We start from the raw sequence: 25,237 nt of genomic DNA, 5'->3' as shown, positions 1-25,237 counted from the left end.
ACCCCCGCGATGCAGAACGCCTCCCCCGCCGCCCACCCGCTCGATCCCCTCTCCGCCGACGAGATCCGCGCCGTCACGGCGCTGCTCGCCCGCGAGCACGGCGTGAACGCCGACTGGCGCTACGCCTCGATCGAGATGTTCGAGCCGAGCAAGGCCGAGATCACCGCCTTCGACACCGACGGGACGCCCGCTGAGCGCGTCGCCGTCGCGGTGCTCTTCGACCGCACCGCGAACCGCACCTTCAAGGCCCGCGTCTCGCTGACCTCCGACACCGTGACCGCGTTCGACCACATCCCGGACGTGCAGGCGAACGTCACCGTCGACGAGTGGGACGAGGCCGATCAGGCCCTGCGCGCGCACCCCGACGTCATCGCGGCACTGGCCGCGCGGGGGCACACCGACATGTCGCTGGTCTTCATGGACACCTGGACCTACGGCGCGGTGCTGATCCCGGAGGAGTTCGCGGGGCGCCGGATCGGCTGGTCCGACACCTGGGTCCGGGCGTCCGACGGTGCCAACCCCTACGCCGGTCCCGTCAACGGCTTCCACTGCGTGATCGACCTGAACACCATGGAGCTGCTCCGCATCGAGGACACCTTCCGCGTGGACACCCCGGAGATCATGGGCGAGTACGTGCCGCGGATGCTGCCCAAGGAGCTCCGCGAGGCGAGCACCCGCCCCGAGCGCAAGCCCCTCGAGATCACCCAGCCCGAGGGCCCCGGCTTCACCCTCGAGGGCAACAAGCTGACCTGGCAGAACTGGTCGCTGCGAGTGGGCTTCAACTACCGCGAGGGCATGACCCTGCACGCGATCACCTACAACGACAACGGGAACGTGCGCAAGATCGCGCACCGGCTCTCCTTCGCCGAGATGATGGTCCCCTACCGCGACCACTGCGAGGACCACTACCGCCGCACCGCCTTCGACATCGGCGAGTGGGGCCTCGGCTTCATGACCACCTCGCTCGCGCTCGGCTGCGACTGCCTCGGCGAGATCCGGTACCTGGACGCCACGCTCCACGACAGCAAGGGCGAGCCCTACGACATCGCCAACGCGATCTGCATCCACGAGGAGGACAACGCCGTCCTCTGGAAGCACGTGGACCACCACGCCGGCGCCGAGGTCCGTCGCATGCGCCGCCTCACGGTGTCCTTCCACGTCACCGTCGCGAACTACGAGTACCTCACCTACTGGCGGTTCTACGAGGACGGCAACATCGAGTGCGAGGTGCGGGCCACCGGCATCATGGTGGTCAGCCACTTCCCCGAGGGCGGCTCGCACCCGCACGGCACCCTCGTCGACCAGCGCACCTACGCGCCCTTCCACCAGCACTTCATCGTCGCGCGCATGGACCTCGACGTGGACGGCGAGAACAACACCGTCTACCAGTCCGAGACGCGGATGGTGCCCACGGGGCCGGACAACCCGTACGGCCTGTCGCTGCAGCAGGTGAACACGCCGCTGCGCACCGAGTCCGAGGGCAAGCAGGACCCGCACTACCCGACGCAGCGGTCGTGGAAGGTGGTCAACGACAACGTGAAGACGGGCCTCGGCACGTCCCCGTCGTACAAGCTGGTGGCCTCCGCGAACGTCCCCGCGATGTTCGACCCGGCCTCCCCCATCCTCGACCGCTGCCGCGCCATCGAGCACACCCTGTGGGTCACCCCGAACGACCGCGAGGAGCGCTGGCCCGCCGGCGAATTCGTGAATCAGGGCGGCGGCGGCATGGGCCTGCCAGCGTGGACCGCGGCCGACCGGTCGATCGAGAACACCGACGTGGTGCTCTGGTACACGTTCGGCATCCACCACATCACCCGGCCCGAGGACTGGCCGATCATGCCGGCCGACACGGTGAGCTTCTGGCTCAAGCCCTTCGGCTTCTTCGACCGCAACCCGTCGATCGACGTGGCGCCCACCCCGGCGAAGTCCTCGTCCTGCTGTTCCACCGAATCCGACGGTGCCGCCGCCGGATCGGCCTGCTGTGAGGGAGAGAAATGAAGGTCTACGTCGCTTACCTCGCGACCGACGGCGGCCGCGATGCAGTCGCGCTCGGCGTGCAGCTCGCCCGCTCTCTGAACGCGGAACTCGCGCTCGGCATGGTGGTCCCGCCCGATCAGGCCGGCGCGTACGTCTCCGGCGACCTCGTGGACCAGGTCCTCACGGATCAGGCCGATGCCTGGCTGACGCAGGCGCGCGAGCTCGTGCCGGGCGACGTCGAGGCGTCCACCCACATCGGCGTGTACGACTCGATCGCGGAGGGCATCATCGCCGAGGCGCAGCGCCTCGACGCCGCGATCGTCGTCGTCGGCGCGACGGGCGGCGGCCTGCTGGGCCGGCATTCGCTCGGTCCCGTGGTCAACGACCTCATCCACTCCGCTCCGGTCGCCGTCGCGCTGGCCCCGCGCGGGCAGCGGCACAGCAAGGCCGAGCGGGTGCGGTCGGTGACCTGCGCCGTGGGCGCACGGCCGGGCGCGGAGGAGCTCCTCGACGCCGCCATCGCGGGCGCCGAGCGCGCGGGCGTGCCCCTGCGGCTCGTCTCGCTCATCGCGGTCGACCTCATGCCCGGCGTGCACCAGGCCGACCAGGAGGCCCTCGAGAAGGCCCGCGCGCACTCGGCCACCGTGCTCGACGAGGCCCGGAACCGCCTGCCCGCCACCGCCGACGTGGAGTCGGTCGTCGTCCTCGGCGACACCGTCGAGGACGCCGTCAACAGCCTCGACTGGCATGCCGGCGACCTGATCATGGTGGGCTCGAGCCGCCTCGCCGCGCCGAAGCGCCTGTTCCTCGGCTCGACGGCCGCCAAGATGCTCCGCGTCCTCGACGTGCCGATGGTCGTCGTCCCCCGGGCCGGCCTCGCATGACCACCGCCGGAACGGGCCGCGAGGACCCCGGAGACGCGGCCCCGGTACGGCCCGCGGGCGGGACGGAGATCGTCGACAAGGGCCTGGCGCAGGGCAGCATCGGCACCCTCGCGGGCGCGATCCTCGGGATCTCGACGGTGGCGCCCGGCTACACGCTCACCGCGAGCATCGGCCTGATCGTCGCGTCGGTGGGGCTGAAGATGCCCGCGATCTTCATCGCCGGCTTCATCCCGATGTTCCTCACCGCGTACGCCTACCGCGAGCTCAACTCGCGCGTGCCCGACTGCGGCGCGTCGTTCACCTGGTCCACCAAGGCGTTCGGGCCCTACATCGGCTGGATGTGCGGGTGGGGCATGGTCCTCGCCACGATCATCGTGCTCTCGAACCTGGCCGCCATCGCCGTGGACTACTTCTACCTGTTCCTGGCGCAGGTCACCGGAAAGGAGTCGCTCGCCGACCTCGCCGCGAACAAGCCGGTGAACATCGCGACCACCCTGCTGTTCCTGGTGATCGCGACGGTCATCGCGGGCCGCGGCATCACGACCAGCGCCAAGGTGCAGTACGCACTCGTCGGATTCCAGATGGTGGTGCTGGTGGCGTTCGCGGTCACCGCGATCGTGCGGTCCGGCGGCGTGCCGACCGGGCTCTCCTTCTCCCTCGACTGGTTCAACCCGTTCACCGGCATCACCATCGCGGCCTTCGTCGTCGGCCTCACCGGCTCGATCTTCGCCTTCTGGGGCTGGGACACGTGCCTCACCCTGGGTGAGGAGTCGAAGGACCCGAAGACGGTGCCCGGCCGCGCCGGCCTGCTCGCCGTGGTCTCGATCCTCATCACCTACCTGCTGGTGGCGGTCGCCGTGATGATGTACGCGGGCGTCGGGACGGAGGGCGTCGGGCTGGGCAATCCGGACAACTCCGAGAACGTCTTCCGCCCGTTGGCGAGCCCGGTGCTCGGCGAGTTCGGCGGCCTGATGCTCTTCCTCGCGATCTTCGCCTCGTCGATCGCCAGCCTGCAGACCACCTTCCTGCCCGCCGCGCGGACCATGCTCGCGATGGGCGCCTACGGCGCGTTCCCCAAGAAGCTCGCCGCGATCCACCCCCGGTACCTGGTGCCGACCTACGCGACCGTGGTCTCGGGCGTCATCACGGGCGTCTTCTACGCCGTGGTGAAGCTGCTCTCCGATCGCGCCCTGCTGGACACGATCGCCGCGCTCGGCATCATGATCTGCTGGTACTACGGGATCACCGCCTTCGCGTGCGTGTGGTTCTTCCGCCGCGAGCTCTTCACCGGCCCGCACAACATCGTCTACAAGTTCCTGTTCCCGCTGATCGGCGGGACGATCCTCGCGGTCGTCTTCGTGATCTCGGTGCAGGAGAGCCTGAATCCCGAGAACGGCAGCGGCTCCTCGCTGTTCGGCATCGGGCTCGTCTTCTACATCGGGTTCGGCCTGCTCCTGCTGGGCGCCGTCCTCATGCTGATCCGGCGGGCCACCCACCCCGCCTTCTTCCGCGGCGAGACCCTCCGCCGCACCATCGCCCCCGTCGACGTCGACAAGGAGACCCTCCCATGACCGCAACGACCCCCTCGATCACCTACCGCCTGCCCCAGGTCCGCAACCTCGTGACCGCCCTCCCGGGACCGGAGTCGGCCCGCCTCGCCGAGCGCCGACGGTCCGCCGTCGCCGGCGGTGTCGGCTCCTCGGTGCCCGTGTACGCCGCGGACGCCGACGGCGGCGTCATCGTGGACGTGGACGGCAACTCGCTCATCGACCTGGGCTCCGGCATCGCCGTGACCAGCGTCGGTGCCTCCGACCCGCGGGTGGCGGAAGCCGTTGCGACGCAGGCGCGGCACTTCACCCACACCTGCTTCATGGTGACCCCCTACGAGGGCTACGTCGCCGTGGCCGAGCGACTCAACGCACTCACGCCGGGCGACCACGACAAGCGCACCGTGCTGTTCAACTCCGGGGCCGAGGCCGTGGAGAACGCGATCAAGGTCGCGCGCCTGACCACCGGCCGCGACGCCGTTGTCGCCTTCGACCACGCCTACCACGGGCGCACCAACCTGACGATGGCGCTGACGGCGAAGACCATGCCGTACAAGAAGGACTTCGGGCCCTTCGCGCCCGAGGTGTACCGGATGCCGATGTCCTACCCGTACCGCGACGCGGCCGCCGGACTCGACGCCGACGGCAAGGCCGCAGCGGCCCGCGCCATCACGCAGATCGAGAAGCAGATCGGCGGCGACGCGGTGGCCGCGATCATCATCGAGCCGATTCAGGGCGAGGGCGGCTTCATCGTGCCCGCCCCCGGCTTCCTCCCCGCCCTCGCCGCGTGGGCGAAGGAGAACGGCGTGGTCTTCATCGCCGACGAGGTGCAGACCGGCTTCGCCCGCACCGGCGCCTGGTTCGCGTGCGAGGACGAGGGCGTGGTGCCGGACATCATCACCATGGCCAAGGGCATCGCGGGCGGCATGCCGCTGTCCGCGATCACCGGCCGCGCCGACCTGCTCGACGCCGTGCATGCGGGCGGCCTCGGCGGCACCTACGGCGGCAACCCCGTCGCGTGCGCCGCGGCGCTCGCCGCGCTGGACACGATGGAGGACCTCCAGCTGCCGGCGCGCGCCCGCGCCATCGGCGAGACGGCCGTGCGCCGGCTGCGGGCCCTGGCCGACGAGGTCGGCGTGATCGGCGACGTTCGCGGCCGCGGCGCGATGATCGCGATCGAACTGGTCCACCCCGGAACCTCGGAGCCCGATGCCGAGCTGACCAAGGCCATCGCGGCCAAGGCCCTCGCCGCCGGCGTCGTAATCCTCACCTGCGGTACCTACGGCAACGTCGTGCGTCTGCTGCCCCCGCTGGTGATCGGCGACGAGCTGCTCGACGACGCCCTCACCGTGCTGGAGACGGCGATCCGCGAGGCCTCCGCCTAGCGGCGCCGCGGGGGCGCTCGCCCGCCGCAGAGGCGCCCCCTCCGGTTGCGGCGCTCTCGGATTCTGTCCGTTCCGGACACGCTGTCCGTACCGGACAGAATTCGAGAGCCGTCCGCGCGCATCCCGTACCCGCTCCTCGTCACACCCGCCTGCCCCACTGCCTCGAAAGGCCCCTCGTGAACGTCCCCGACCTGATCAACTCCGTCCCGACCGGCCTGTGGCTGAACGGCCGCGCGACCCCGAGCGAGTCCGGCCGCACCTTCGACGTGATCAACCCCGCGACCGGCGAGGTCCTCGCGTCGGTCGCGAACGCGACGCCCGCCGACGCCACGGCCGCGCTGGACGCGGCGAGCGCGGTCGCCGACGAGTGGGCCGCCACCGCGCCCCGCGTGCGCGCCGAGATCCTGCGCGCCGCGTTCGAGGCCGTGACCGCCCGTGCCGACGACTTCGCGCTGCTCATGACGCTGGAGATGGGCAAGATCCTGCCCGAGAGCCGCGGCGAGGTGGCCTACGGCGCCGAGTTCCTGCGCTGGTTCTCCGAGGAGGCCGTGCGCATCGGCGGCCGCACCGCGACCGCGCCCGCCGGCACCGGCGAGATCGCCGTCGTCAAGGAACCCGTCGGGCCGTGCCTGGCGATCACGCCGTGGAACTTCCCCCTGGCCATGGGCACCCGCAAGATCGGGCCCGCCCTGGCCGCCGGCTGCACTGTGATCGTCAAGCCGGCCGAGGACACCCCGCTCACCATGCTGCTGCTCGCGCAGATCTTCGCCGACGTGGGCCTGCCGCCCGGCGTCCTGTCGGTGCTGCCCACGCTGGACGCTCCCACCGTCGTGGGCGGACTCATGGCGGACCCGCGGCTGCGGAAGGTCTCGTTCACGGGCTCCACCGGCGTCGGGAAGATCCTCCTCGCCCAGGCGGCGAACAACGTGCTGCGCACCTCGATGGAGCTGGGCGGCAGCGCCCCCTTCGTGGTGTTCGACGACGCCGATCTCGACAAGGCCGTCGACGGCGCCATGCTCGCCAAGATGCGCAACGGCGGCGAGGCCTGCACCGCAGCCAACCGCATCCTGGTGCAGAACGGCATCCGCGAGGCCTTCACCACCAAGCTCACCGAGCGCGTCGCGGCGATGCGGGTCGGTCCGGGCTGGGACGCCGAGTCCGCCATCGGCCCGATCATCAACGCCAAGCAGCGCGGCTCCATCGCCGCGCTCGTCGACGAGGCCGTCGCCGCCGGCGCCACCGTCCGCACGGGCGGCAAGCCCGTCGACGGTGCCGGGTTCTTCTACGAGCCCACCGTCATCGACGGCCTGCCCGACGACGCCCGCATCCGCCGCGACGAGATCTTCGGCCCCGTCGCCGCGATCGTCGGCTTCGACACCGAGGAGCAGGGCGTGGCGATGGCCAACGACACCGAGTACGGCCTCGCCGCGTACTTCTTCACGGAGAACGTCGGGCGGGCGCAGCGCGTCGCGCGGCGGCTGCAGGCCGGCATGGTCGGCGTCAACCGCGGCGTCATCTCCGATCCCGCGGCCCCGTTCGGCGGGATCAAGCAGTCCGGCCTCGGCTCCGAGGGCGGCAGCGAGGGCATCGAGGAGTACCTGAACACGAAGTACATCGCGCTCCCGCCCGTGTGACGGGGCCCGCACGCGTGCGGGTGGCGCTCCCGCGCGCCGGTAGGGTGGCGACGTGCGTCGATTGCAACAACTCCTGTGGGGCGCGACGCTCGTCGTGGTCCTGGCGCTCGCCGTGGTCGGGGGCGCCGGGTACCTGCTGTTCGGCGGCGACCAGCAGGATCCCCTCCGCAAGGTCGACGCGATCATCGTGCTCGGCGGCGAGCACGACGGCCGTGAGGAGTACGGCATCCGGCTCGCCCAGGAGGGCTGGTCGAAGAACGTCGTGCTCTCGAACCCCTACGACCACGACCGCACGATGCGGGAGCTGTGCGGTACCCGCGTGGGCGACATCAGCGTGACCTGCGAGGTACCCGTGCCGAGCACCACCCGCGGCGAGGCGATCTTCACCGAGCGGCTCGCGAAGCAGCACGGCTGGACCTCCGTGATCGTGATCAGCTGGGGCTATCACCTGACCCGCTCGCGCTACATCTACGGCAACTGCTTCTCCGGCGACACCGTCATGCGGGCGGTCCCCCGCGAGTACGACTACGGCCCCGCCGACTGGGAGCTGATCTACCTCTACCAGTTCGTGGGCACGGCGAAGGCCGTGGTCCAGGGCGGCTGCGGCTAGGGCCTTCGCGCCGGTTCCACTTCCTCCGAGAGCGCTCGGGCGTTAAGGTTGCGTCAAGATCGTGCGTAAGAGGTGAAAGGCCGGTACGGATATGTCAGACGATGCGGTGTTCCCTCGCGTGCAGGTGGAGCAGGCCCGCAGCTGTGCGTGGGCCACGTCGCTCGACCGGGCGCGCGAGATGGTTCCCCCGAACCCGGCCGACGCGAGCCTGGCCGAAGCGGTCGACACGCTCCGTCGCCGCGGCATGACGGTGACCGACGCCCTCGCCCCGCACATCGGCGCCGCGGAGCTGGCCGCGGCCGATGTCTACGTGATTCCGCACCTCGCGCGGCCGGGCGTCGAGCGCGTCACGGGTGACCTACCGCCCGTCTACGCCTCCGACGAGCTCGACGCGATCGAGCGCTACGTCCGGGACGGCGGCGGGCTCGTGGTGCTCGCCGAGTGCGACACCGCGACCTCGGGCAACAACCTCGACGAGCTGCTCGGCCGGTTCGGGGTGCACGTGGAGTCGGTGGTCGTGCAGGAGGCCGCGGGCGAGCGCAGGCACGGCGGCAACGCCACCTGGGTCCGCTCGGACATCGCGCCCGAGCTGGGCGGCCAGGGCATCGCCGCCGCCGTCGACGGCGCGTGCTTCTACCGCACCGGCGTCCTCGACCTCGCCGCCGCGCCCGACGCGACGATCCTGGCCCGCACCAGCGACACCGCCGCGCCCGCCGGTCGGCCCCTCGCCGCGGCACTGCAGGTCGATCGCGGCCGCGTCGTGGTCTTCGCGGACTCGGACCTCGTCGGCGACGACTCGATCGACGACCTCGACCAGCGCACCCTCTGGGCCAACGCGGTCACCTGGGCCGCCGGCGCCCACGAGGACGTGCCCGCCACCACCGACTCCGGCGCCGCGAGCACCCCCGACTGGGCCGCGCTCAAGGCCGCCGTGGAGGAGCTGCGCGGCCTGCAGGACGCGTCCGGCGCCGTCCCGGACGCCGCCGATCACGGCCGCGCCGGCGACCTGGTCGACGAGATCGTGACGCGGATCGCCGCGCTGGCCCCCCGCTTCCCCCACGACGCCGAGTACCTCGCCGCGCTGCCCTTCGACTTCCGGCGGTGGATCGAGGGTGGTTTCGAGCGCCCCGAGTTCGACGAGTCCCTCGCGGCGTTCCGCCCGGACCGGAACCGGGTCGACGGTGCCGAGCATCTCGTCGTCTTCCCCATGTACACGCAGAACGGCAACGCGGGCAAGGTCTTCGAGGCGGTGCTGCTGCGCGTCGTCTGGCCGCAGTGGCTGGCCGAGACCGAGCGCGTCTTCGACAACCGCCAGTTCCTGGCCGTGGCCTTCGAGGACTTCACCCCCGGCTACCACACCCACTCCGCGGTGCTCTTCCCCGAGACCGTGACCGTCGCGCAGACCCCGGAGTTCCACTGGGGCGCCATCTTCTGCGACCGCGAGGCGGCCCGGTTCCGCCGGGTGACGAGCGCGGCCGCCGAGATCCTCTCGCTGCGCCTGCCGCCAGACGGCGAGCGGCTCGTCGCCTCGCAGTCCCTCGCCCAGTCGACGTTCGCGCTGTGGGACCTGATCCACGACCGCACGCACAGCCGGGGGGACCTGCCCTTCGATCCGTTCATGATCAAGCAGCGGATGCCGTACTGGCAGTACTCGCTCGAGGAGCTGCGCTGCGACCTGACCACCTTCCGCGAGGCGTACCGCCTCCAGCAGGAGGGCCACCCGTACGGGCTGCCGGTGCAGCTGGCGATCCTCTGCGACCGCCTCTTCCGCTTCCCCATCACCGGGGACCGCGTACGCAACTACGACGGCCTCGGCGGGCAGCTCCTGTTCGCCTACCTGCACCGGCACGGCGCGCTGCGCTGGCGCGACAACCGCCTCTCCTTCGACTGGAAGGAGCTGCCGCTCCAGGTGATCCGGCTGACCGAGGAGATCGAGGAGCTCTACCGCACCGGCATCGACCGGTCGAAGGTGGGCCAGTGGCTCGCGAGCTACGAGTTCGTCTCCTCCTACGTCGCGCCCGGCCCCGGTTCGACCTGGGCGAAGGGCCCGTCGGCCCTGCCGCTCGACGGTCCGCCGAAGGCCCTGGTGGACCTCGTCCTCCCCGACGAGTTCCCCCTCAACATGTTCTACGAGGCGCTGCGGCGCAAGATGGGTCCTGTGATCGAGAGCGCGAAGGGCATCACGGCGGCGACGGCGACGGAGGTACCGGCATGAGCGGGGTGACGGGGCGCACCGTCGTGGTGACGGGCGCGAACGGGGCACTGGGCCAGGAGGTGGTGCGGCGGCTCGTCGCCGCCGGGGCGAAGCCCGCGGTGATCACGCGCGGCGCCCCGGCGGAGGCGATCGCCTCCCTCGACGGCGTCAGCGCCTACCGCGCGGACCTGTCCGACCGGGAGGCCACCGCGGAGGCGGTGCGCCGCATCGTCGCCGAGCACGGCGGCGCCGACGGCCTGCTGCACCTGGTGGGCGGCTGGCGCGGCGGCACGCCGATCGACGAGGCCGACCCCGCCGACTGGGACTTCCTCGAGGCGGGCCTGATCCGCAGCCTGCAGAACGTCTCGCAGCCGCTGTACCCGGCGCTCGCCGCCAGCGAGGACGCGCGCGTCGCCGTCATCTCCTCGGTCTCCGTGGCGAAGCCGACCGCGAAGAACGCTATGTACGCCTCCGCCAAGGCCGCGGCCGAGGCGTGGACCCTCGCCCTGGCCGACGGCTTCGCCGGGACCGGCGCGGCCGCGGCGGTCCTGCGGGTCATGGCGCTGCTCACTCCGCAGATGCGGGCCGACGCCCCGGAGCGGAAGTTCCCGCGCTACACGCCCATCGGCGACGTGGCCGACCGCCTCGTCGCACTGTGGGACGCCCCCGCGGCCGAGGTCAACGGCATCGTCGACACCCTGGTACCGGAGGTGACCGCATGACCCGCCTGCACGATCCCGCCAAGCGCGGATTCGCGAGCGACAACTACGCCGGCGTGCTGCCGGAGGTGCTCGAGGCGATCGCCGAGGCCAACCTCGGGCACCAGGGCGCGTACGGCGCCGACGACTACACCGCCGCGCTCGGCGAGCGGATCGCCGAGATCTTCGGCGCCGGGGCGAAGGCCTTCCCCGTCTTCAACGGCACCGGCGCGAACGTCGTCGCCCTGTCGGCGGTCTCCGACCGCTGGTCCGCGGTGGTCTGCGCCGATACCGGCCACATCCACGTCGACGAGGGCGGCGCCCCGGAGAAGCTCGCCGGGCTCAAGCTCTTCGTCGTGCCCACCACCGAGGGCAAGCTGACCCCCGAGGCCATCACCGCCGCCGTGCCCGACCGCGCGGGCGACGTGCACTGGGCGCAGCCGCGGGTGCTCTCGGTGGCGCAGTCCACCGAACTCGGCACGGTCTACAGCCCGGACGAGCTGCGGTCCCTCGCCGCGTACGCCCACGAGCGCGGCTGGCTGCTGCACATCGACGGCTCGCGCCTGGCGAACGCGGCCGCGAGCCTCGGCACGGACCTGCGGGCGATCACCACCGACGTCGGCGCCGACATCGTGAGCGTCGGCGGCACCAAGAGCGGCCTGCTCGGCGCGGAGCTGGTGGTCGTGCTCGACGCGGCCTCCGCGCCCGGGATCGAGTACGTGCGCAAGCTGTCGATGCAGCTGGCCTCGAAGCAGCGCTTCCTGGCCGCGCAGTTCCTCGCGCTGTTCTCGGACGACCGGTACCTGCGGGTCGCCGGGCACGCGAACGCGATGGCGCGGCTCCTCGCCGAGCTCACCGGCGGGATCGACGGGGTGACGATCACCCAGCCGGTGCAGTCCAACGCCGTCTTCGCCGAGCTCCCGCACGCCGCCGCCGAGGCGCTCATGGAGCGGGTGCCGTTCTACTTCTGGGACGAGATCCGCGGCGAGGTCCGCTGGATGTGCGCCTGGGACACCACCGAGGACGACGTCCGCGGCTTCGCCGCCCTCGTCGCCGAGGAGCTCAGCCGAACCGTGGGAATTTGACGTAGGCCAGGCCCATGAGGTCGATCGAGAGGTAGCCGAGGATCGCCGCGGCGACGCCGCCGCCCACCACGAGGGCGGCCCGCCAGGCGTCGCGGCGCGGCGCCTCGGTGAGCCACCAGCCGATCCCCAGGAAGGTGACGATCGGCCCGAGCAGGGCGACGGGGAGGGCGGCGAAACCCGTGTCGCCCACGATGCGCACCAGCCGGGCAGTGCCGCCCAACACGGCCGAGACCGCGATGGTGACGCACAGCATCCGGGTCCAGCGGGGCCCGCCCGCGAGGAGCCGGTAGCCGAGCACCGAACCGGCCGCCCCGGCGAGCGCGACGAGCAGCGTCATCGCCGCGCCCTCCGCACGATCGCCCGGCCCGCGGCCATCCCCAGGGCCGCGACGGCGGGGGCCGCGAACAGGAAGCGCACACCCGCCGACGGGGGCATCGCGAGCAGGGACACCAGGCCGTAGACGCCCACCGAGCCGAATCCCGCCAGGACCCCGAAGACGAGGAAGGCGAACCAGCGGTCGCCGATCACGTCGCGGAGGGCGAAGAGCGCCCCGGTCAGGAGCGAGAGCACGGCGAGGCCCGCGATCCGGACGTCGAACTCCAGGGCCCGCCACGCCGGCGCGGAGGAGAGCCGGCTCGCGGCGACGGCGGCCAGAGCGCCGCCGAGCGCGACGCACGCCAGCGTGCGGCGGTCGGTGGGCAGCCGCGGGCCGTCGGACACCGTCGGAGGGGGTGGGATCTCCTGCACTCCGACGACGATACGTCCCGTCAGTACGCGCCGTCGGAGGCGAGCACCGTGCGCACGGTCCGCGCGATGATGCCCACGTCCCGGCCGAGCGACCAGTTCTCGACGTAGCCCACGTCGAGCCGGATCGACTCGTCCCAGCTGAGATTCGACCGGCCGTTGACCTGCCAAGCGCCGGTGACGCCGGGCTTGACCAGCATCCGGCGGAGCATGACCGGCGGATACTGCTCGACCTCGTGCGCGAGCGCCGGGCGCGGTCCGACCACCGACATCGACCCGCCGAGCACGTTGAAGAACTGCGGCAGCTCGTCCAGGCTGTACCGGCGGATGAACCGGCCCACCCGGGTGACCCGAGGATCGTTCTTGACCTTGAACAGCGGTCCGGCGCCCATGTTCTCGTCCGCCAGCACGTCGCGCCGGACATCGGAGTCGACGTGCATGCTGCGGAACTTGATCATGTCGAAGAGCTCGCCGCCCGCGCCGACGCGCTGGGCGCGGTAGAAGACGGGGCCGCGGCTGTCCGCCTTGACCGCGGCGGCGATCACGAGCATCACGGGAGCCGTCACGAGCACGCCGGTGCCGGCGACCGCGAGGTCGAGCAGGCGCTTACCGAGCCCGTAGGAGCGCGCGGGCTGCGGCGCGGCGACGTGCGTCATCGGGGTGCGCCCGACGGAGCCGGTGACCATGCGGGCGCGGGCGACGTCGGGCAGGCCGGCCGTGACCACGAGTTCGATGCCCTCCGCGGCGAGCTGCCACATAAGCTCACGGACGTCGTCGGGGCCGAGCGAGTCCGTGGCGGTGAGCACCACGATCCCGGCGCCGGTCTCGCGCGCCGACTCGATCACCGTGCGGTCGGTGCCCACGACGGGGATCCGCGTGCCGGAGAGCTCGATCGCGTCGACCACGACGGCGTCGTTCGCGGGGAGGCAGACGCCGACGACCTGCGCGCCCGCGGTGTCGGCCTGGAGCAGGCTCCGGGCGGACGCGGTGGCCGAGGCGAAGCCGCCGACCACGAGCGTGGGCACCGGGGCCACGGCGGCGGCGCTGTGCCGGAACCGGAGACGCACGAGGAGCGCGCCGGCCACGGCGACGGGCGCCGAGGCGACGAACAGCGCGTGCGGGAGCATCCAGGGGAAGAGCAGCTCGATCAGCGCCAGCGGCCCGTAGACGAGCTGAGCCGTGACGAGCACGCGGCGCAGCTCGGGCGAGCCGAGCTGGAGGAGGGGCAGGGCCATCGGCCGGGAGCGCCAGAGGCGGAGGAACCAGAACAGGTTCGCTCCGATGACGATGGCCGCCAGTTCGGGGACGCTCTCGCCTTCGGCGTAGCCGACCGTGAGTCCCGCGGCGGAGGCCGCGACGGCGACGGCCGCGTCCGCGGCGACGATCCGACGGCTCAGGCGGGTCCGGTGGGCATCTGCCACCGCGCGGGCCGAAGGAACCCGCGGCACGGCGATCATGGGGGTCGACGAAGCCGAGTGGTCGGGCGCGGCGGTCGAGGTCTTCTCGGGCGTGATGACGGCGACGGGCAAGGGCTCCGCCGGGGCGACAGGTGCCGCTGCCCAGGTGTCGATCGACAAGTCCCGCTCCTCACATTCGTCCGTCGCTGCGGGCCCGAAACAATGCGCCGTCCCCACTAGGCCAGAATCGACAATCTACATATTGCAGTTGCGAATAGCTAATCCAGTGAGCTTCGTCTCATGTCTTCATGGTCCGGTGCGCGCATCGCCCCGCCCGGTGGCGTGACGGTGCTCACGGCCACCCCCGGGTCCGGTGCGAATCACTCGCCGAGAACATCGTTCGCGCTGTTCACAAGCCATCCTCACCGCATCCGGGCCTCGGTCCTTCCGCGACGGCACCCCTCGACTCTCCGGGCGCCGCGCGGCGGATCGAATGGCCGCCGGTTGCTACCGTAGACCGTCAGCGTTGCAATCGCAAGATGATTAACCGTTTGCAACCAGAAAAGCTGTGAAGGTCTATGCTCAACGATCGAAGCCCCGCGAAGAGTTACGGAATACATCATGAAATGCCGTCTATGCGGCTCGCCCCGGCTGCGCAGCGTGGTCGATCTGGGCGCCACACCACCTTGTGAAATGTTCCTCACGGCAGCGGAACTGGACGGCCCCGAGCCCACCTACCCCCTGCACCTCCGGATCTGCGAGGAGTGCCTGCTCCTCCAGATCCCCGCGCTGATCCTCCCCGAGGAGACCTTCTCGGAGTACGCGTACTTCTCCTCGTTCTCGGCGAGCTGGGTCGACCACGCGCGCCGATTCGTCGACGACTCGATCCGACGCCTCGAACTCGACGGCGACAGCCTCATCATCGAGGTCGCGAGCAACGACGGATACCTGTTGCAGCACGCGGTCGCCGCCGGCGTGCCCTGCCTCGGCATCGAGCCCTCGGTCAACGTCGGGCAGGCCGCCCGCGACAAGGGTGTCCCGACGGTGACCGCCTTCCTCGGCCCGGAGACCGCCGCGCAAGTCCGCGCCGAGCACGGCCCCGCCGATCTCGTGGTCGCGAACAACGTCTACGCGCACATCCCCGACCTCCTGGGCTTCACCCAGGGCCTGCGGGGCCTGCTCGCGGACGACGGCTGGCTGAGCATCGAGGTGCACCACGCGCTCGCCCTCGTCGCCGAGGGCCAGTTCGACACGATCTACCACGAGCACTTCCAGTACTACACGGTGCTCAGCGCCCAGCGCGCGCTCGCGACCGCGGGCCTCGCGGTCGTCGACGTCGAGACCATCCCCACCCACGGCGGCTCGATCCGCGTCTGGGCGCGCCCCGACGGGGTCGCGCAGGCACCGTCGGACCGGGTGCGCGAGGTGCTGCGGATCGAGGAGGAGGCCGGGCTGCACGCGCTCTCCGGCTACACCGGCATGCAGGCGCAGGCCGACCGCGCCCGGCAGGACCTGCTCCGTTTCCTGCTCGAGTGCCGCGCCGCCGGCAAGCGGGTGGCCGGCTACGGCGCCCCGGGCAAGGGCAACACGCTGCTCAACTACTGCGGCATCCGGCCCGACCTGCTCGAGTACACCGTGGACCGCAATCCCTACAAGCACGGCCGGTTCACCCCCGGCACACGCATCCCCATCCACGAGCCCGAGCGGCTCGACGCCGACCGCCCCGACGTGATCGTCGTGCTGCCGTGGAACCTCGAGACCGAGATCACCGAGCAGCTGCGTCCCCTGATCGACCAGGGCACCGAGGTGGTCTACCCCATGCCCCAGTTGCACACCGCGCGGCCGGCCGCCGCCACCACGGAGGTCTGAGCGATGAAGGTTGTCCTGTTCTGCGGCGGCTACGGCATGCGCATGCGCAACACCGCGGACGACATGGTGCCCAAGCCCATGCAGCTGGTGGGCCCGCGGCCGCTGATCTGGCACGTCATGCGGTACTACGCGCACTTCGGGCACACCGAGTTCGTGCTGTGCCTGGGCTACGGCGCGCAGCACATCAAGAACTACTTCCTCAACTACCGCGAGACCGAGTCGAACGACTTCGTGATCCGCGGCGGCGAGGTGGAGCTGCTCGGCGCAGACATGCGCGACTGGACGATCACCTTCGTCGACACCGGCCTCGAATCCGCTATCGGCGAACGCCTCCGGCGCGCGCGGCCCTACCTGGACGGCGACGAGTACTTCCTCGCCAATTACGCCGACGTGCTCAGCGACGCCCCGATGAACACCATCATCGACCAGGTCAAGGAGACCGGTTCCGCCGCGTCGATGCTGCTGGTGCCGCCGCAGTCCTCGTTCCACTGCGTGGACGTGGACGGCGAGTCGAAGGTCACCGGCATCACTCCCGTCTCCGAGTTCCCGATCTGGGAGAACGGCGGCTACTTCGTGCTGACCCAGGAGGTGTTCGATCACCTGCCGCCCGGCGGCGACCTGGTGGCGGACTCGTGCACGGCGCTGGCCAAGGAGGGGAAGCTGTTGGGCTACAAGCACCGCGGCTTCTGGAAGCCGGCCGACACCTTCAAGGAGCGGGCCGACCTCGACGCCGGCTACGCCCGCGGCGACCGCCCCTGGATGGTGTGGAAGGACCCGGTCGGATGATCGGGCTCTCCGCCGGCCGGATCTCCGAGATCGCGGTCCTCGGCGCGCACTGCGACGACATCGCGATCGGCATGGGCGGAACCCTGCTCCAGCTCGCGGAGGCCAATCCCGGTCTGCGCGTGCGGGCCTTCGTGGGCAGCGGCGCAGGCACCCCGCGGGAGGCGGAGGAGCGGGCGGCTCTCGCCGCGTTCGCGCCGGAGGCGGAACTGCACATCACGGTGCTGGACCTGCCCGACGGGCGGGCCCCCGCGCACTGGCAGCGGGAGAAATCCCTGCTGGCGCAGTTCAAGCGGTCGGCATCGCCCGACATCGTCTTCGCGCCCCACCGGGGCGACGCGCACCAGGACCACCGCCAGCTCGCGGAGCTGGTGCCGCAGGAGTTCCGGGACCACCTGATCCTCGGCTACGAGATCCTCAAGTGGGAGACCGACACCCCGCGGCCCACCGTCTTCAACCCGCTCTCGGCGTACGCCGCGATGGCGAAGACGCGGCTGCTCACGGAGCACTACCCCTCGCAGGTCGACCACGACTGGTTCGACGACGAGTCCTTCCTCGGCCTGGCGCGGCTGCGCGGCATCCAGTGCCGCTCCACCTACGCCGAGGGCTTCATGCTGGAAAAAGCGATCGTAGATCTCGGAGGAAATCGATGAAGGTCCTGCTCACGGGCAGCCAGGGATACCTGGGAACGGTGATGGCACCGATCCTGCGCGCGGAGGGACACGAGGTCACCGGCCTCGACTCCGGGCTCTTCGCCGACCGCGTCCTCGGGCCGGCGGTGGCCGACCCGCCCACGATCACCACCGACCTGCGCGACGTGACCGTCGACGAGCTGCAGGGCTTCGACGCGGTGATCCACCTCGCGGCCCTGTCCAACGACCCCCTCGGCTCGCTGGCACCGGAGATCACCTACGACATCAACCACGCCGCGTCGAGCCGGCTCGCGCGGCTGGCGAAGGAGGCGGGCGTGTCCCGGTTCCTGTACGCCTCCACGTGTTCCGTCTACGGCGCCGCGGGCGACGGCCTCGTGACCGAGGACGCCCCGCTCAACCCGATCACGCCGTACGCGATCAGCAAGGTGCGGGTCGAGGACGACGCCGCGGCCCTCGCGGACGCCGACTTCACGCCCGTCTTCCTGCGCAACGCCACGGCCTTCGGCTTCTCGCCGCGGCTGCGCGCGGACATCGTGCTCAACAACCTGATGGGCTACGCGGTGCTCACCGGCGAGGTGCTGGTGCTCTCCGACGGGACGCCGTGGCGCCCGCTGGTGCACGCACAGGACATCGCCCGCGCCTTCGCCACCTGCCTCACCGCGCCGAAGGACACGATCTCGGCGCGCGCCTACAACGTCGGCACCGAGCGCAACAACGTGACCGTCGCCGAGATCGCGCAGGCCGTGGTCGACGTGGTCCCCGACGCCGCGGTCCGGATCACCGGCGAGGCGGGCAACGACCCGCGCTCCTACCGGGTCGACTTCTCCCGCGCCCGCGACGAACTCGGCTTCGAGGCGCAGTGGACGGTGGCGGACGGCGCGGCCGAGCTGCACCGGGCCTACACCGAGTACGGGCTCACCGAACGCTCCTTCCACGACGACTTCACCCGGCTCGCCGTGCTCAAGGAGCTGCAGGGCGAGGGCGCGATCGACGCGTCGATGCGCCGGCGATGACCGGCTCAGCCCAGGCGCGCGCGCAGGTCGGCCCACGTGCCGGCCGCGCGGTCCCGCGGCGAGACGATCGACGCGGCCAGCGGCCACTGCAGGGCCAGTTCCGGATCGGCGTGGTGCACCGCGAGATCCTCGGCGGGGTCGTGCGGGCGGTCGATCCGGTAGCAGACGTCCGCCACGTCGGTCAGCGCCTGGAAGCCGTGCAGGAAGCCCGGCGGCACGTACAGCGTGCGGAAGGCCTCGTCGTCCAGGCGGAAGGCCTGCGACCGGCCGAAGGTGGGCGAGTACGGTCGCGCGTCCACCAGGACGTCGTGCACCGCGCCGTGCGCGCAGCGCACCAGCTTGGCCTCTCCCCGGCCGGAGCGGCCGTGCATCCCGCGGAGCACGCCCCGCACCGAGCGGGACTGCGAGTCCTGCACGAATCGCGCTGCGGCGCCCGGCTCCCCGAGGTACTCGTCGAAGATCTCCGCATCGAAGGTGCGGGTGAACAGGCCCCGGTCGTCGGCGTGCGGAGTGGGAACCAGCAGCAGGACGTCGGCCAGGTCGGTCTGCTCGATGCGCATGAGGACATGCTGCCATGAGACACGCCCGTGCGTGCCGCGCGTGCGGCTCTCCCAAGCTCACCCGGGTGCTGGACCTCGGCCGCGTCCCCGCGGCGGACCACTTCCCGGCCGCCGGATCCCCGGTGGACCCCGGCGAATCCGCGCATCCGCTCGCGATGGACCTGTGCGCGGCGTGCGGACTCGCGCAACTCGCCGACGACGACACCGTGACGGACGAGCCGCGCGGCGTGGAGCCGCGCGCCCTGCGCGAGCAGGCCGCCGACGCGGTGGGCCGGGTCGCCGACGCCGGCCTCCTCCCCGGTACGACGGTGCGCGAGTTCGGCAGCCCGCACGGCGGCACCTGGGTGCCGCTGCTCGCGGACCGCGGCTTCCACGAGACCGACGGCCCCGCCGACGTGGTGCTCGACAGCTTCGGGATCATGCACGAGCCGGACCAGCGGGCCGCCTTCGCCGCGCGCGCCGCGGCCGTCGCGCCCGGCGGCGTGCTGCTCCTGCAGTACCAGCCGCTCGGCGGCATCGTCGATCAGCAGCAGTGGACCGCCCTGCGGCACGGCCACTTCGGCTACTACACGCTGACGGCCCTGCTGCGGTTGCTCGCCGCCGCCGGCCTGGAGCCGGTGCGCGCCTTCGAGTTCGACCTGTACGGCGGCACCGTGCTGCTCGCGGTGCGGCACGCCGGCACGGCCGATGTCGTTCCCGGCGCGGGCGCCGCCGACCCCGTCGTGCGCCGGATCCTCGCGACCGAGGCCGAAGCCGGCCTCGGCACCCCCGCGGGCCTGCGCACCCTCAGCGCCGCGCCCGCCGACCAGGCCCGGGCGCTCCGGGAGTGGGCGCAGGGGCACGCCGCAGCGGGCCGCACCGTCGCGGCCTACGGCGCCGCATCGCGGGCCGTGGCCCTGTTCGCGCTCGCCGGGCTCGACGCGGGCCTCGTGACCTGCGTGGCCGACGCGTCACCGTCGAAGCAGGGACGCCGCATGCCCGGCACCGACATCCCGATCGTCGCGCCCGAGCACCTGATCACCCTCGACGGCCCCGTCGTGCTGACGCTGCCCGACCTGTACGACGAGGTGCTCGACGCCTGGCCCGCCCTCCGTGGAAGATTGGTGAACCAACCATGACCGAACCCGGATTCGCCCGTTCCCGCGCGCTGCAGGACCGCCTGCACCACCTGGTGCCCGGCGGCGCGCACACCTACGCCCGCGGCGCCGACCAGTACCCCGAGTTCATGCCGCCCGTGCTGACCCGCGGCCGCGGCGCGCGGGTCTGGGACGCGGACGGCAACGAATACGTCGAGTACGGCATGGGACTGCGCGCCGTGACCCTGGGGCACGCCTACCCGCCCGTCGTGGAGGCCGTGCGCGCCTGCCTCGACGACGGCCTGAGCTTCAGCCGGCCCACGACGACCGAGCTCGACGCCGCCGAGGACTTCCTCGAGCTGGTGCCGACCGCGGACATGGTGAAGTTCGGCAAGAACGGCTCCGACGCCACCACCGCCGCCGTCCGGCTGGCCCGCGCCGTGACCGGCCGCGAGCTGGTGGCGATCTGCGATCAGCCCTTCTTCTCCGTGGATGACTGGTTCATCGGCGTCACGGACATGAACGCCGGAATCCCCGCGGCGGCGCGGGATGCCACCGTGCGCTTCCGCTACAACGACGCCGATTCCCTGCGCACGCTGTTCGCCGAGTACCCGGGCGCCATCGCGGCGGTCTTCCTCGAGGCGGCCACCGCGCTCGCCGAGCCGGAGCCCGGCTTCCTGGAGACCGTCCGGGCCCTGTGCGACGAGCACGGCGCCCTTCTGGTCTTCGACGAGATGATCACCGGCTTCCGCTGGTCGCCGCACGGCGCGCAGTCGGTGTACGGCGTGACGCCCGACCTCTCCTGCTGGGGCAAGGCCATGGGCAACGGCTTCCCGATCGCCGCGCTCGCCGGCAAGCGCGAGTTCATGGAACTGGGCGGCCTGAACACCGACGCCGAGCGCGTCTTCCTGCTGTCCACGACGCACGGTCCGGAGTCGGTCTCGCTCACCGCCTTCCGCGCCGTCGCCCGGGCCTACCGGGAGGGCGATCCGGTGGGCGCGATGGAGCGGGCCGGGCGCCGCCTGGCCGACGGGGTGAACGCCGCCGCCGAGGCCGCGGGCGTCGGCGACGCGGTGCGGGCGATCGGCCGGCCCTCGTGCCTCGTCTTCACCACCCGCGATGCCGACGGCGCACCGTCGCAGGCGTATCGCACGCTGTTCCTGCAGGAGCTGCTGCGCCGCGGTGTGCTCGGGCAGTCCTTCGTGATCTCCGCCGCGCACACCGACGCCGACGTCGATCACACCGTCGACGCCGTCGCGCAGGCGCTCGTGCCCTACCGGAAGGCGTTGGAGGCGGGCACCGTCGACGGGCTGCTGCAGGGCCGTCCCGTGGCGCCCGCGCTGCGGCGGACCGCCGCGCCGCGGCGGCTGCGCGGCGCCTGACCCGTCAGCGCAGGTGGGTGAGCAGGCGGGCGTCGGTCCAGCCGCCCACAGGAGGCGCCCAGCCCTCGTCGACGAAACCGGCCGCGACCAGCCGCTCCACGACGGGGTGACCGGCGGGCACGGTGACCGAGACCCGGCGCAGATGCTCGTCCTCGCTCAGCCGGTGGCGGGCGTAGGCGGCGAGCGGCTCCGCGGCCCGGGGGTCCGGCGGCGTGCCGAGGGGCGTGACGTGCACGTCGATCGTCCCGGTGCCCAGGTCGACCCGGCCGATCGCGCGATCCACCCGCCCGTCCGGATGCGTCACGACGATCCCCGTCAGGCCGCCCGAGAGCAGGGCACGCCGGGCGTCGGCGCGCGGCACGCCGGCGAGAACGGCCGCCGCGAGCGTCTCGTCCGGGCCGGCCGGGGTGATCTCCGAGCCCTCCGCGGCGATCCGGAACTCCTTACCGGGCACGGCATCCGGACGCCGGATCGCGTCGCGGAGGGCGGCGCGGCCGCGCCGCGCGGCGAGGTGCAGCACGGCGAGGGACAGGGGCAGCAGGGAGCGGTTCTCGGGGCTGGTCACGCCGATAGACTATGTCTGTGATCGCACAAACGCACGTGCTCGTCGTCGGCCCCGCCGCGCCCGGGCCGTCCAGCCGCGGCGGCATCGCCACGGTGGTCGGCCACATGGCGGCGCAACCGGACCCGTCGATCGACGTGCGGCTGGTGACCACGTACATCGACGGCACCGTCGGACGGCGGCTGCGGGCGGGGCTGGCCGGCATGGCGCGGGGCGTGCTCGCGGTGCTGCGCGGCCGCGTCGACGTCGTGCACGTGCACCTCTCGCACGGCGGCAGCGTGGTCCGGAAGGCGCCGGTGCTCTGGGCCGCGCGCGTGCGCGGCGTACCCGCCGTGGTGCACGGGCACAGCTTCGACTTCGGCGGCTGGGTCGCGGGGCTGCCCGCCCCCGCCCGTCCGCTCGTGCGGGCCGCGCTGCCCGCCGATCGGTGGCTCGTGCTCGGCACCGGGCTGGCCGAGGAGTACGCGGCCGCGATGGCGCTGCCGCGCGGCGCGGTGGAGGTGCTCTACAACCCCGTGCCCCCGGTCCCGGATCACGGGGACGACGGTGCCCCGGTCGACGGCGTCGTCCGGGCGGTCGCGCTCGGCCGCCTCGGCGTCCGGAAGGGCAGCTACGACCTCGTCGCGGCGGTGGCCGCGCTGCCGCCCGCGGTGCGCGCTCGGCTGCACCTGACCCTCGCGGGCGACGGCGAGGTGGACGAGGTGCGCGCCGCCGTCGCGGCCGCCGACGTCGGCGACGCGGTGACGGTGAGCGGCTGGGTCGACCCCGCGGGGCGCGATGCGCTGCTCGCCACCGCACAGGTCTTCGCGCTGCCGAGCTACGACGAGGGCCTGCCCATGGCCCTCCTGGAGGCGATGGCCGCGGGCCTCGCGCCGCTGACCACCCCCGTCGGCGCCATCCCCGACGCGATCACCGACGGCGTGGACGGCGTCCTGGTACCGCCGGGCGACGTGCCCGCGCTCGCCGGTGCGCTCGCGCGATTGGTCGAGGATCCCGCACTGCGGGAGACGATCTCGACCGGGGCCCGCCGGCGTGCCGGGGATTTCGCGATCGCCCCCTGGCACGCGCGGCTCGCGACGTTGTGGACGGAACTCGCGCGACCGCGTCCGTAACCCGCACCGACCGGTGAGCCGCGGGCTATCCGCGCGAGAGGTGCTCGGGCTTCTCGATGATCGCCGACTGGGACTGCTTGCGGGACAGTCCCGGCGCGGGGAACCAGACGTCCGGGCCCGGGGCGTCGTAGGCCCACAGCGGCCCGTGGAAGGCCGAGGACGTGCCGAAGTAGGTGACCGACAAGCCGTAGGTGTCGGCGAGCGAGTACCAGCGGTCACCGAGCAGGTTCCACTGCTCCGCGTTCGCCGCGGACTGGCCGGGGCCGTACCAGCCGACCTCGCCGACGGAGCAGCTCACCGCGCTGCGCCGGCACCATTCGCCGAAATCCCGCAGCCGGCCGATGAATCCCCGCTCGTAGCCCCGGTCGACCCAGGGCTTGCCCGCGTCGCGGACGTAGTCCTCGTCGAGCTTCGCGGCGTCGAAGACCTCGCCCTCGCTGCTGTTGCGCGCCGGGTACATGTGCTGCGAGTAGACGATGCGCCACAGCGGATCGTCCACCCAGCCGCCGGACGGATCCGTGTAGAGGAAGTCCGTGTACGGCGAGCAGCACAGCCCCTCCACCCAGATCGTCTTCCGATCGCCGTTCTCGCGGAGCGCCCGGACGACCGAATTCACGTGCCGCTGGTAGACGGAGTACGCCGGCTTGTCCGGCGCCTGCAGGTCCCGGCGGGTGGGATGGCTGAACCGCGTGGGCTCGTTGAACAGGTCGTAAGCGATCACCGCGGGATCGTCCCGGAACGCGTCCGAGAAGGTCCGCCACACCCGGTCCGTCTGATCCGTGCTCAGCCCCGCGCCGCAGACGAGCGGCGCCGATGTCGTCTTCGGCTTGCGCCATTCGCACCCGGAGTGCAGCGTGAGCACCACGCGCAGGCCCGCCGCTTTGATCTTGCCCACCTCCGAGCGCACTGCGTTCCAGTACGCCGGGTGGAAGTCCTCCTCGCCCGTGTCCAGATCCGGTTGCAGGAAGTTCCAGTCGACGGGGAGGCGGATCAGGCGGTGGCCGAGCTGCTGCAACCGCACGTAGGTCGAGAGCGGCTCCCCGGTCCCCGTGACCGTCGGGTGGTCGTAGATCGTGACCGCCTGCGTCAGGAGGGTGGCGATGTTGATGCCCCGCAGGCCGTCCGTCGACTGCTCGGGCGCCGCCGACCGCGGCACGGCGACGGTCGCGGCCAGGAGGGCGCAGACGAGGAGGACGACGACGGCGGTACGGCGGATCGCACTCATTCCTTCACCCCCGCAACACCACCCGGCCGGGCGCACAACGTACTGGGCCGTCCGGCCACCATGCAGTCTACTGCAGTCGCAAAGGACGGTGGTAGCCTGCCTTCGTGTCGCAAGAAGTGCGCATCCTCGGCGTCGAATTCGACGATCTCCCGCTCGAGTCCGCGGTGTCCCGCCTGCAGGCGGCCGCGCGTGGACCTGCGGGCAGCACCGTCGTCTTCCCCAACGCCGCGACGCTCAACGTGGCCGCGCGATCGGACGAGTACCGGGACGTCCTCAACGCGTCGACCTTCGTCTTCGGTGACGGCACGGGCGTGCGTTGGGCGGCACGCATGCGCGGAGTCCAGCTGCGCGCCAACCTCAACGGCACCGACGTGATCCCCGCCCTGCTGGAGGCGAGCCCCGGCCTGCGGGTGTACCTGCTGGGCGGGACCGAGGACGTCAACGCCGCCGCCGCGGCCGCCGCCGAGCGGCGCTTTCCCGTCGAGGTCGCGGGTCGGCACCACGGCTACTTCGACCTGTCGGACGGCGCGGAGGTCCTGGCCGCGATCGACGCCGCCGCGCCCGACGTGCTGTTGGTCGGCTTCGGGAACCCGCTGCAGGAGGAGTGGATCGAGCGGAACCGCTCCGCGCTGCGCGTCCCGCTCACCGCCGGCGTGGGCGGTCTCTTCGGCTTCTGGGCGGGCACCCGCACCCGGGCGCCCGGACTGGCCCGGCGGCTGGGCGTCGAATGGGTGGACATCCTGGTGCGGGAGCCCCACAAGGCCGGGCGGTACCTGCTGGGCAACCCCGCGTTCCTGCTCCGCGCGGTGCGTGCCCGCGCGGCCGATCGCCGGCACTGACCGGCCCG

At 72.2% G+C, this 25,237-nt stretch carries 23 protein-coding genes; 17 read left to right on the top strand and 6 right to left on the bottom strand.

Features of this window, described 5'->3' with window-relative positions:
* The first annotated feature begins 9 nt into the window (after positions 1-9).
* From WFK95_RS00225 to WFK95_RS00185, 9 genes are all read left to right on the top strand, one after another.
* Positions 10-1,998 carry a primary-amine oxidase gene (locus WFK95_RS00225; RefSeq protein ID WP_336669531.1) on the top strand — a complete coding sequence of 663 codons (1,989 nt, stop codon included), beginning with the start codon at positions 10-12 and terminating at the stop codon, positions 1,996-1,998.
* Complete coding sequence (locus tag WFK95_RS00220) at positions 1,995-2,861, top strand: universal stress protein (protein WP_336669530.1); 867 nt, start codon at positions 1,995-1,997, stop codon at positions 2,859-2,861. Before WFK95_RS00225 ends, WFK95_RS00220 begins: the two co-directional genes overlap by 4 nt.
* A complete protein-coding gene (locus WFK95_RS00215; RefSeq protein WP_336669529.1) occupies positions 2,858-4,432 on the top strand; it encodes an APC family permease in 1,575 nt (524 codons plus the stop codon). Before WFK95_RS00220 ends, WFK95_RS00215 begins: the two co-directional genes overlap by 4 nt.
* Positions 4,429-5,793: a 4-aminobutyrate--2-oxoglutarate transaminase gene (gabT, locus tag WFK95_RS00210; RefSeq protein WP_336669528.1), complete on the top strand. Its 1,365-nt coding sequence runs from the start codon at positions 4,429-4,431 to the stop codon at positions 5,791-5,793. The genes WFK95_RS00215 and gabT overlap by 4 nt, the downstream gene beginning before the upstream one ends.
* A 176-nt stretch (positions 5,794-5,969) precedes the next feature.
* A complete protein-coding gene (locus WFK95_RS00205; RefSeq protein WP_336669527.1) occupies positions 5,970-7,427 on the top strand; it encodes an NAD-dependent succinate-semialdehyde dehydrogenase in 1,458 nt (485 codons plus the stop codon).
* A 52-nt stretch (positions 7,428-7,479) separates the two neighbouring features.
* Positions 7,480-8,037 carry a YdcF family protein gene (locus WFK95_RS00200; RefSeq protein ID WP_336669526.1) on the top strand — a complete coding sequence of 186 codons (558 nt, stop codon included), beginning with the start codon at positions 7,480-7,482 and terminating at the stop codon, positions 8,035-8,037.
* A gap of 106 nt (positions 8,038-8,143) precedes the next feature.
* Positions 8,144-10,252 carry a DUF6421 family protein gene (locus WFK95_RS00195; RefSeq protein ID WP_336669525.1) on the top strand — a complete coding sequence of 703 codons (2,109 nt, stop codon included), beginning with the start codon at positions 8,144-8,146 and terminating at the stop codon, positions 10,250-10,252.
* Positions 10,249-10,953, top strand: coding sequence for an SDR family NAD(P)-dependent oxidoreductase (locus WFK95_RS00190; RefSeq protein ID WP_336669524.1), 705 nt, complete (start codon positions 10,249-10,251; stop codon positions 10,951-10,953). Before WFK95_RS00195 ends, WFK95_RS00190 begins: the two co-directional genes overlap by 4 nt.
* Positions 10,950-12,014, top strand: a complete 1,065-nt coding sequence (locus tag WFK95_RS00185; RefSeq protein ID WP_336669523.1) for a threonine aldolase family protein — start codon at positions 10,950-10,952, stop codon at positions 12,012-12,014. The genes WFK95_RS00190 and WFK95_RS00185 overlap by 4 nt, the downstream gene beginning before the upstream one ends.
* Here the strand turns inward: WFK95_RS00185 and WFK95_RS00180 are convergent.
* Genes WFK95_RS00180 through WFK95_RS00170 form a run of 3 tightly spaced genes read right to left on the bottom strand, consistent with a single transcriptional unit; the run spans position 11,992 to position 14,335 of the window.
* A complete protein-coding gene (locus WFK95_RS00180; protein WP_336669522.1) occupies positions 11,992-12,351 on the bottom strand; it encodes a hypothetical protein in 360 nt (119 codons plus the stop codon). The genes WFK95_RS00185 and WFK95_RS00180 overlap by 23 nt on opposite strands.
* Positions 12,348-12,761 carry a hypothetical protein gene (locus WFK95_RS00175; RefSeq protein WP_336669521.1) on the bottom strand — a complete coding sequence of 138 codons (414 nt, stop codon included), beginning with the start codon at positions 12,759-12,761 and terminating at the stop codon, positions 12,348-12,350. Before WFK95_RS00175 ends, WFK95_RS00180 begins: the two co-directional genes overlap by 4 nt.
* A 20-nt stretch (positions 12,762-12,781) precedes the next feature.
* Positions 12,782-14,335: a sugar transferase gene (locus WFK95_RS00170; protein WP_224644843.1), complete on the bottom strand. Its 1,554-nt coding sequence runs from the start codon at positions 14,333-14,335 to the stop codon at positions 12,782-12,784.
* A 441-nt stretch (positions 14,336-14,776) separates the two neighbouring features.
* Here WFK95_RS00170 and WFK95_RS00165 point away from each other — a divergent pair, with 441 nt between their 5' ends.
* From WFK95_RS00165 to WFK95_RS00150, 4 genes are read left to right on the top strand one after another with little or no spacing between them, the layout of a single operon-like run.
* On the top strand, positions 14,777-16,024 hold the full coding sequence (locus WFK95_RS00165) for a class I SAM-dependent methyltransferase (RefSeq protein WP_224644842.1): 1,248 nt from the start codon (positions 14,777-14,779) through the stop codon (positions 16,022-16,024).
* 3 nt (positions 16,025-16,027) lie between these two features.
* Positions 16,028-16,810 (top strand): glucose-1-phosphate cytidylyltransferase, encoded by a 783-nt coding sequence (locus WFK95_RS00160; RefSeq protein WP_336669520.1) that lies wholly within the window; start codon positions 16,028-16,030, stop codon positions 16,808-16,810.
* Complete coding sequence (locus tag WFK95_RS00155; protein WP_224644840.1) at positions 16,807-17,460, top strand: PIG-L deacetylase family protein; 654 nt, start codon at positions 16,807-16,809, stop codon at positions 17,458-17,460. Before WFK95_RS00160 ends, WFK95_RS00155 begins: the two co-directional genes overlap by 4 nt.
* Complete coding sequence (locus WFK95_RS00150) at positions 17,457-18,473, top strand: NAD-dependent epimerase/dehydratase family protein (RefSeq protein WP_224644839.1); 1,017 nt, start codon at positions 17,457-17,459, stop codon at positions 18,471-18,473. The genes WFK95_RS00155 and WFK95_RS00150 overlap by 4 nt, the downstream gene beginning before the upstream one ends.
* A 5-nt stretch (positions 18,474-18,478) precedes the next feature.
* On the opposite strand, the gene rfbC is transcribed toward WFK95_RS00150, so the two are convergent.
* Entirely contained in the window at positions 18,479-19,033 is a 555-nt protein-coding gene (gene rfbC, locus WFK95_RS00145; protein WP_224644838.1) for a dTDP-4-dehydrorhamnose 3,5-epimerase, read from the bottom strand.
* Positions 19,034-19,047: 14 nt separating this feature from the next.
* Here rfbC and WFK95_RS00140 point away from each other — a divergent pair, with 14 nt between their 5' ends.
* Positions 19,048-20,151, top strand: coding sequence for a class I SAM-dependent methyltransferase (locus tag WFK95_RS00140; RefSeq protein ID WP_224644837.1), 1,104 nt, complete (start codon positions 19,048-19,050; stop codon positions 20,149-20,151).
* Positions 20,148-21,491: a glutamate-1-semialdehyde 2,1-aminomutase gene (locus tag WFK95_RS00135; RefSeq protein WP_224644836.1), complete on the top strand. Its 1,344-nt coding sequence runs from the start codon at positions 20,148-20,150 to the stop codon at positions 21,489-21,491. Before WFK95_RS00140 ends, WFK95_RS00135 begins: the two co-directional genes overlap by 4 nt.
* Positions 21,492-21,495: 4 nt before the next feature.
* Here the strand turns inward: WFK95_RS00135 and WFK95_RS00130 are convergent, their stop codons facing one another.
* Positions 21,496-22,056, bottom strand: coding sequence for a hypothetical protein (locus WFK95_RS00130; protein WP_224644835.1), 561 nt, complete (start codon positions 22,054-22,056; stop codon positions 21,496-21,498).
* Positions 22,057-22,067: 11 nt separating this feature from the next.
* Here WFK95_RS00130 and WFK95_RS00125 point away from each other — a divergent pair, with 11 nt between their 5' ends.
* The gene (locus WFK95_RS00125; protein WP_374201257.1) at positions 22,068-23,165 is read left to right on the top strand and encodes a glycosyltransferase family 4 protein; all 1,098 of its coding nucleotides are present in this window, start codon (positions 22,068-22,070) and stop codon (positions 23,163-23,165) included.
* A gap of 25 nt (positions 23,166-23,190) precedes the next feature.
* Here WFK95_RS00125 and WFK95_RS00120 read toward each other — a convergent pair whose 3' ends face one another.
* Positions 23,191-24,390 carry a glycoside hydrolase family 5 protein gene (locus WFK95_RS00120; RefSeq protein WP_224644833.1) on the bottom strand — a complete coding sequence of 400 codons (1,200 nt, stop codon included), beginning with the start codon at positions 24,388-24,390 and terminating at the stop codon, positions 23,191-23,193.
* 104 nt (positions 24,391-24,494) lie between these two features.
* On the opposite strand from WFK95_RS00120, the gene WFK95_RS00115 reads away from it, so the two are divergent.
* The gene (locus tag WFK95_RS00115) at positions 24,495-25,229 is read left to right on the top strand and encodes a WecB/TagA/CpsF family glycosyltransferase (RefSeq protein ID WP_224644832.1); all 735 of its coding nucleotides are present in this window, start codon (positions 24,495-24,497) and stop codon (positions 25,227-25,229) included.
* Positions 25,230-25,237: the final 8 nt, after the last annotated feature.

This window comes from Tsukamurella sp. USMM236 (assembly GCF_037148755.1).
Lineage (GTDB): Bacteria > Actinomycetota > Actinomycetes > Mycobacteriales > Mycobacteriaceae > Tsukamurella.
This window is presented reverse-complemented; position numbering and strand designations above follow the sequence as displayed.

Coding starts and splice junctions, on each gene's coding strand:
- WFK95_RS00225 (WP_336669531.1), top strand. CDS start 10: ATGCAGAACGCCTCCCCCGCCGCCCACCCGCTCGATCCCCTCTCCGCC.
- WFK95_RS00220 (WP_336669530.1), top strand. CDS start 1,995: ATGAAGGTCTACGTCGCTTACCTCGCGACCGACGGCGGCCGCGATGCA.
- WFK95_RS00215 (WP_336669529.1), top strand. CDS start 2,858: ATGACCACCGCCGGAACGGGCCGCGAGGACCCCGGAGACGCGGCCCCG.
- gabT (WP_336669528.1), top strand. CDS start 4,429: ATGACCGCAACGACCCCCTCGATCACCTACCGCCTGCCCCAGGTCCGC.
- WFK95_RS00190 (WP_336669524.1), top strand. CDS start 10,249: ATGAGCGGGGTGACGGGGCGCACCGTCGTGGTGACGGGCGCGAACGGG.
- WFK95_RS00185 (WP_336669523.1), top strand. CDS start 10,950: ATGACCCGCCTGCACGATCCCGCCAAGCGCGGATTCGCGAGCGACAAC.
- WFK95_RS00180 (WP_336669522.1), bottom strand. CDS start 12,351: ATGACGCTGCTCGTCGCGCTCGCCGGGGCGGCCGGTTCGGTGCTCGGC.
- WFK95_RS00165 (WP_224644842.1), top strand. CDS start 14,777: ATGAAATGCCGTCTATGCGGCTCGCCCCGGCTGCGCAGCGTGGTCGAT.
- WFK95_RS00160 (WP_336669520.1), top strand. CDS start 16,028: ATGAAGGTTGTCCTGTTCTGCGGCGGCTACGGCATGCGCATGCGCAAC.
- WFK95_RS00155 (WP_224644840.1), top strand. CDS start 16,807: ATGATCGGGCTCTCCGCCGGCCGGATCTCCGAGATCGCGGTCCTCGGC.
- WFK95_RS00150 (WP_224644839.1), top strand. CDS start 17,457: ATGAAGGTCCTGCTCACGGGCAGCCAGGGATACCTGGGAACGGTGATG.
- rfbC (WP_224644838.1), bottom strand. CDS start 19,033: ATGCGCATCGAGCAGACCGACCTGGCCGACGTCCTGCTGCTGGTTCCC.
- WFK95_RS00140 (WP_224644837.1), top strand. CDS start 19,048: ATGAGACACGCCCGTGCGTGCCGCGCGTGCGGCTCTCCCAAGCTCACC.
- WFK95_RS00135 (WP_224644836.1), top strand. CDS start 20,148: ATGACCGAACCCGGATTCGCCCGTTCCCGCGCGCTGCAGGACCGCCTG.
- WFK95_RS00125 (WP_374201257.1), top strand. CDS start 22,068: ATGTCTGTGATCGCACAAACGCACGTGCTCGTCGTCGGCCCCGCCGCG.
- WFK95_RS00120 (WP_224644833.1), bottom strand. CDS start 24,390: ATGAGTGCGATCCGCCGTACCGCCGTCGTCGTCCTCCTCGTCTGCGCC.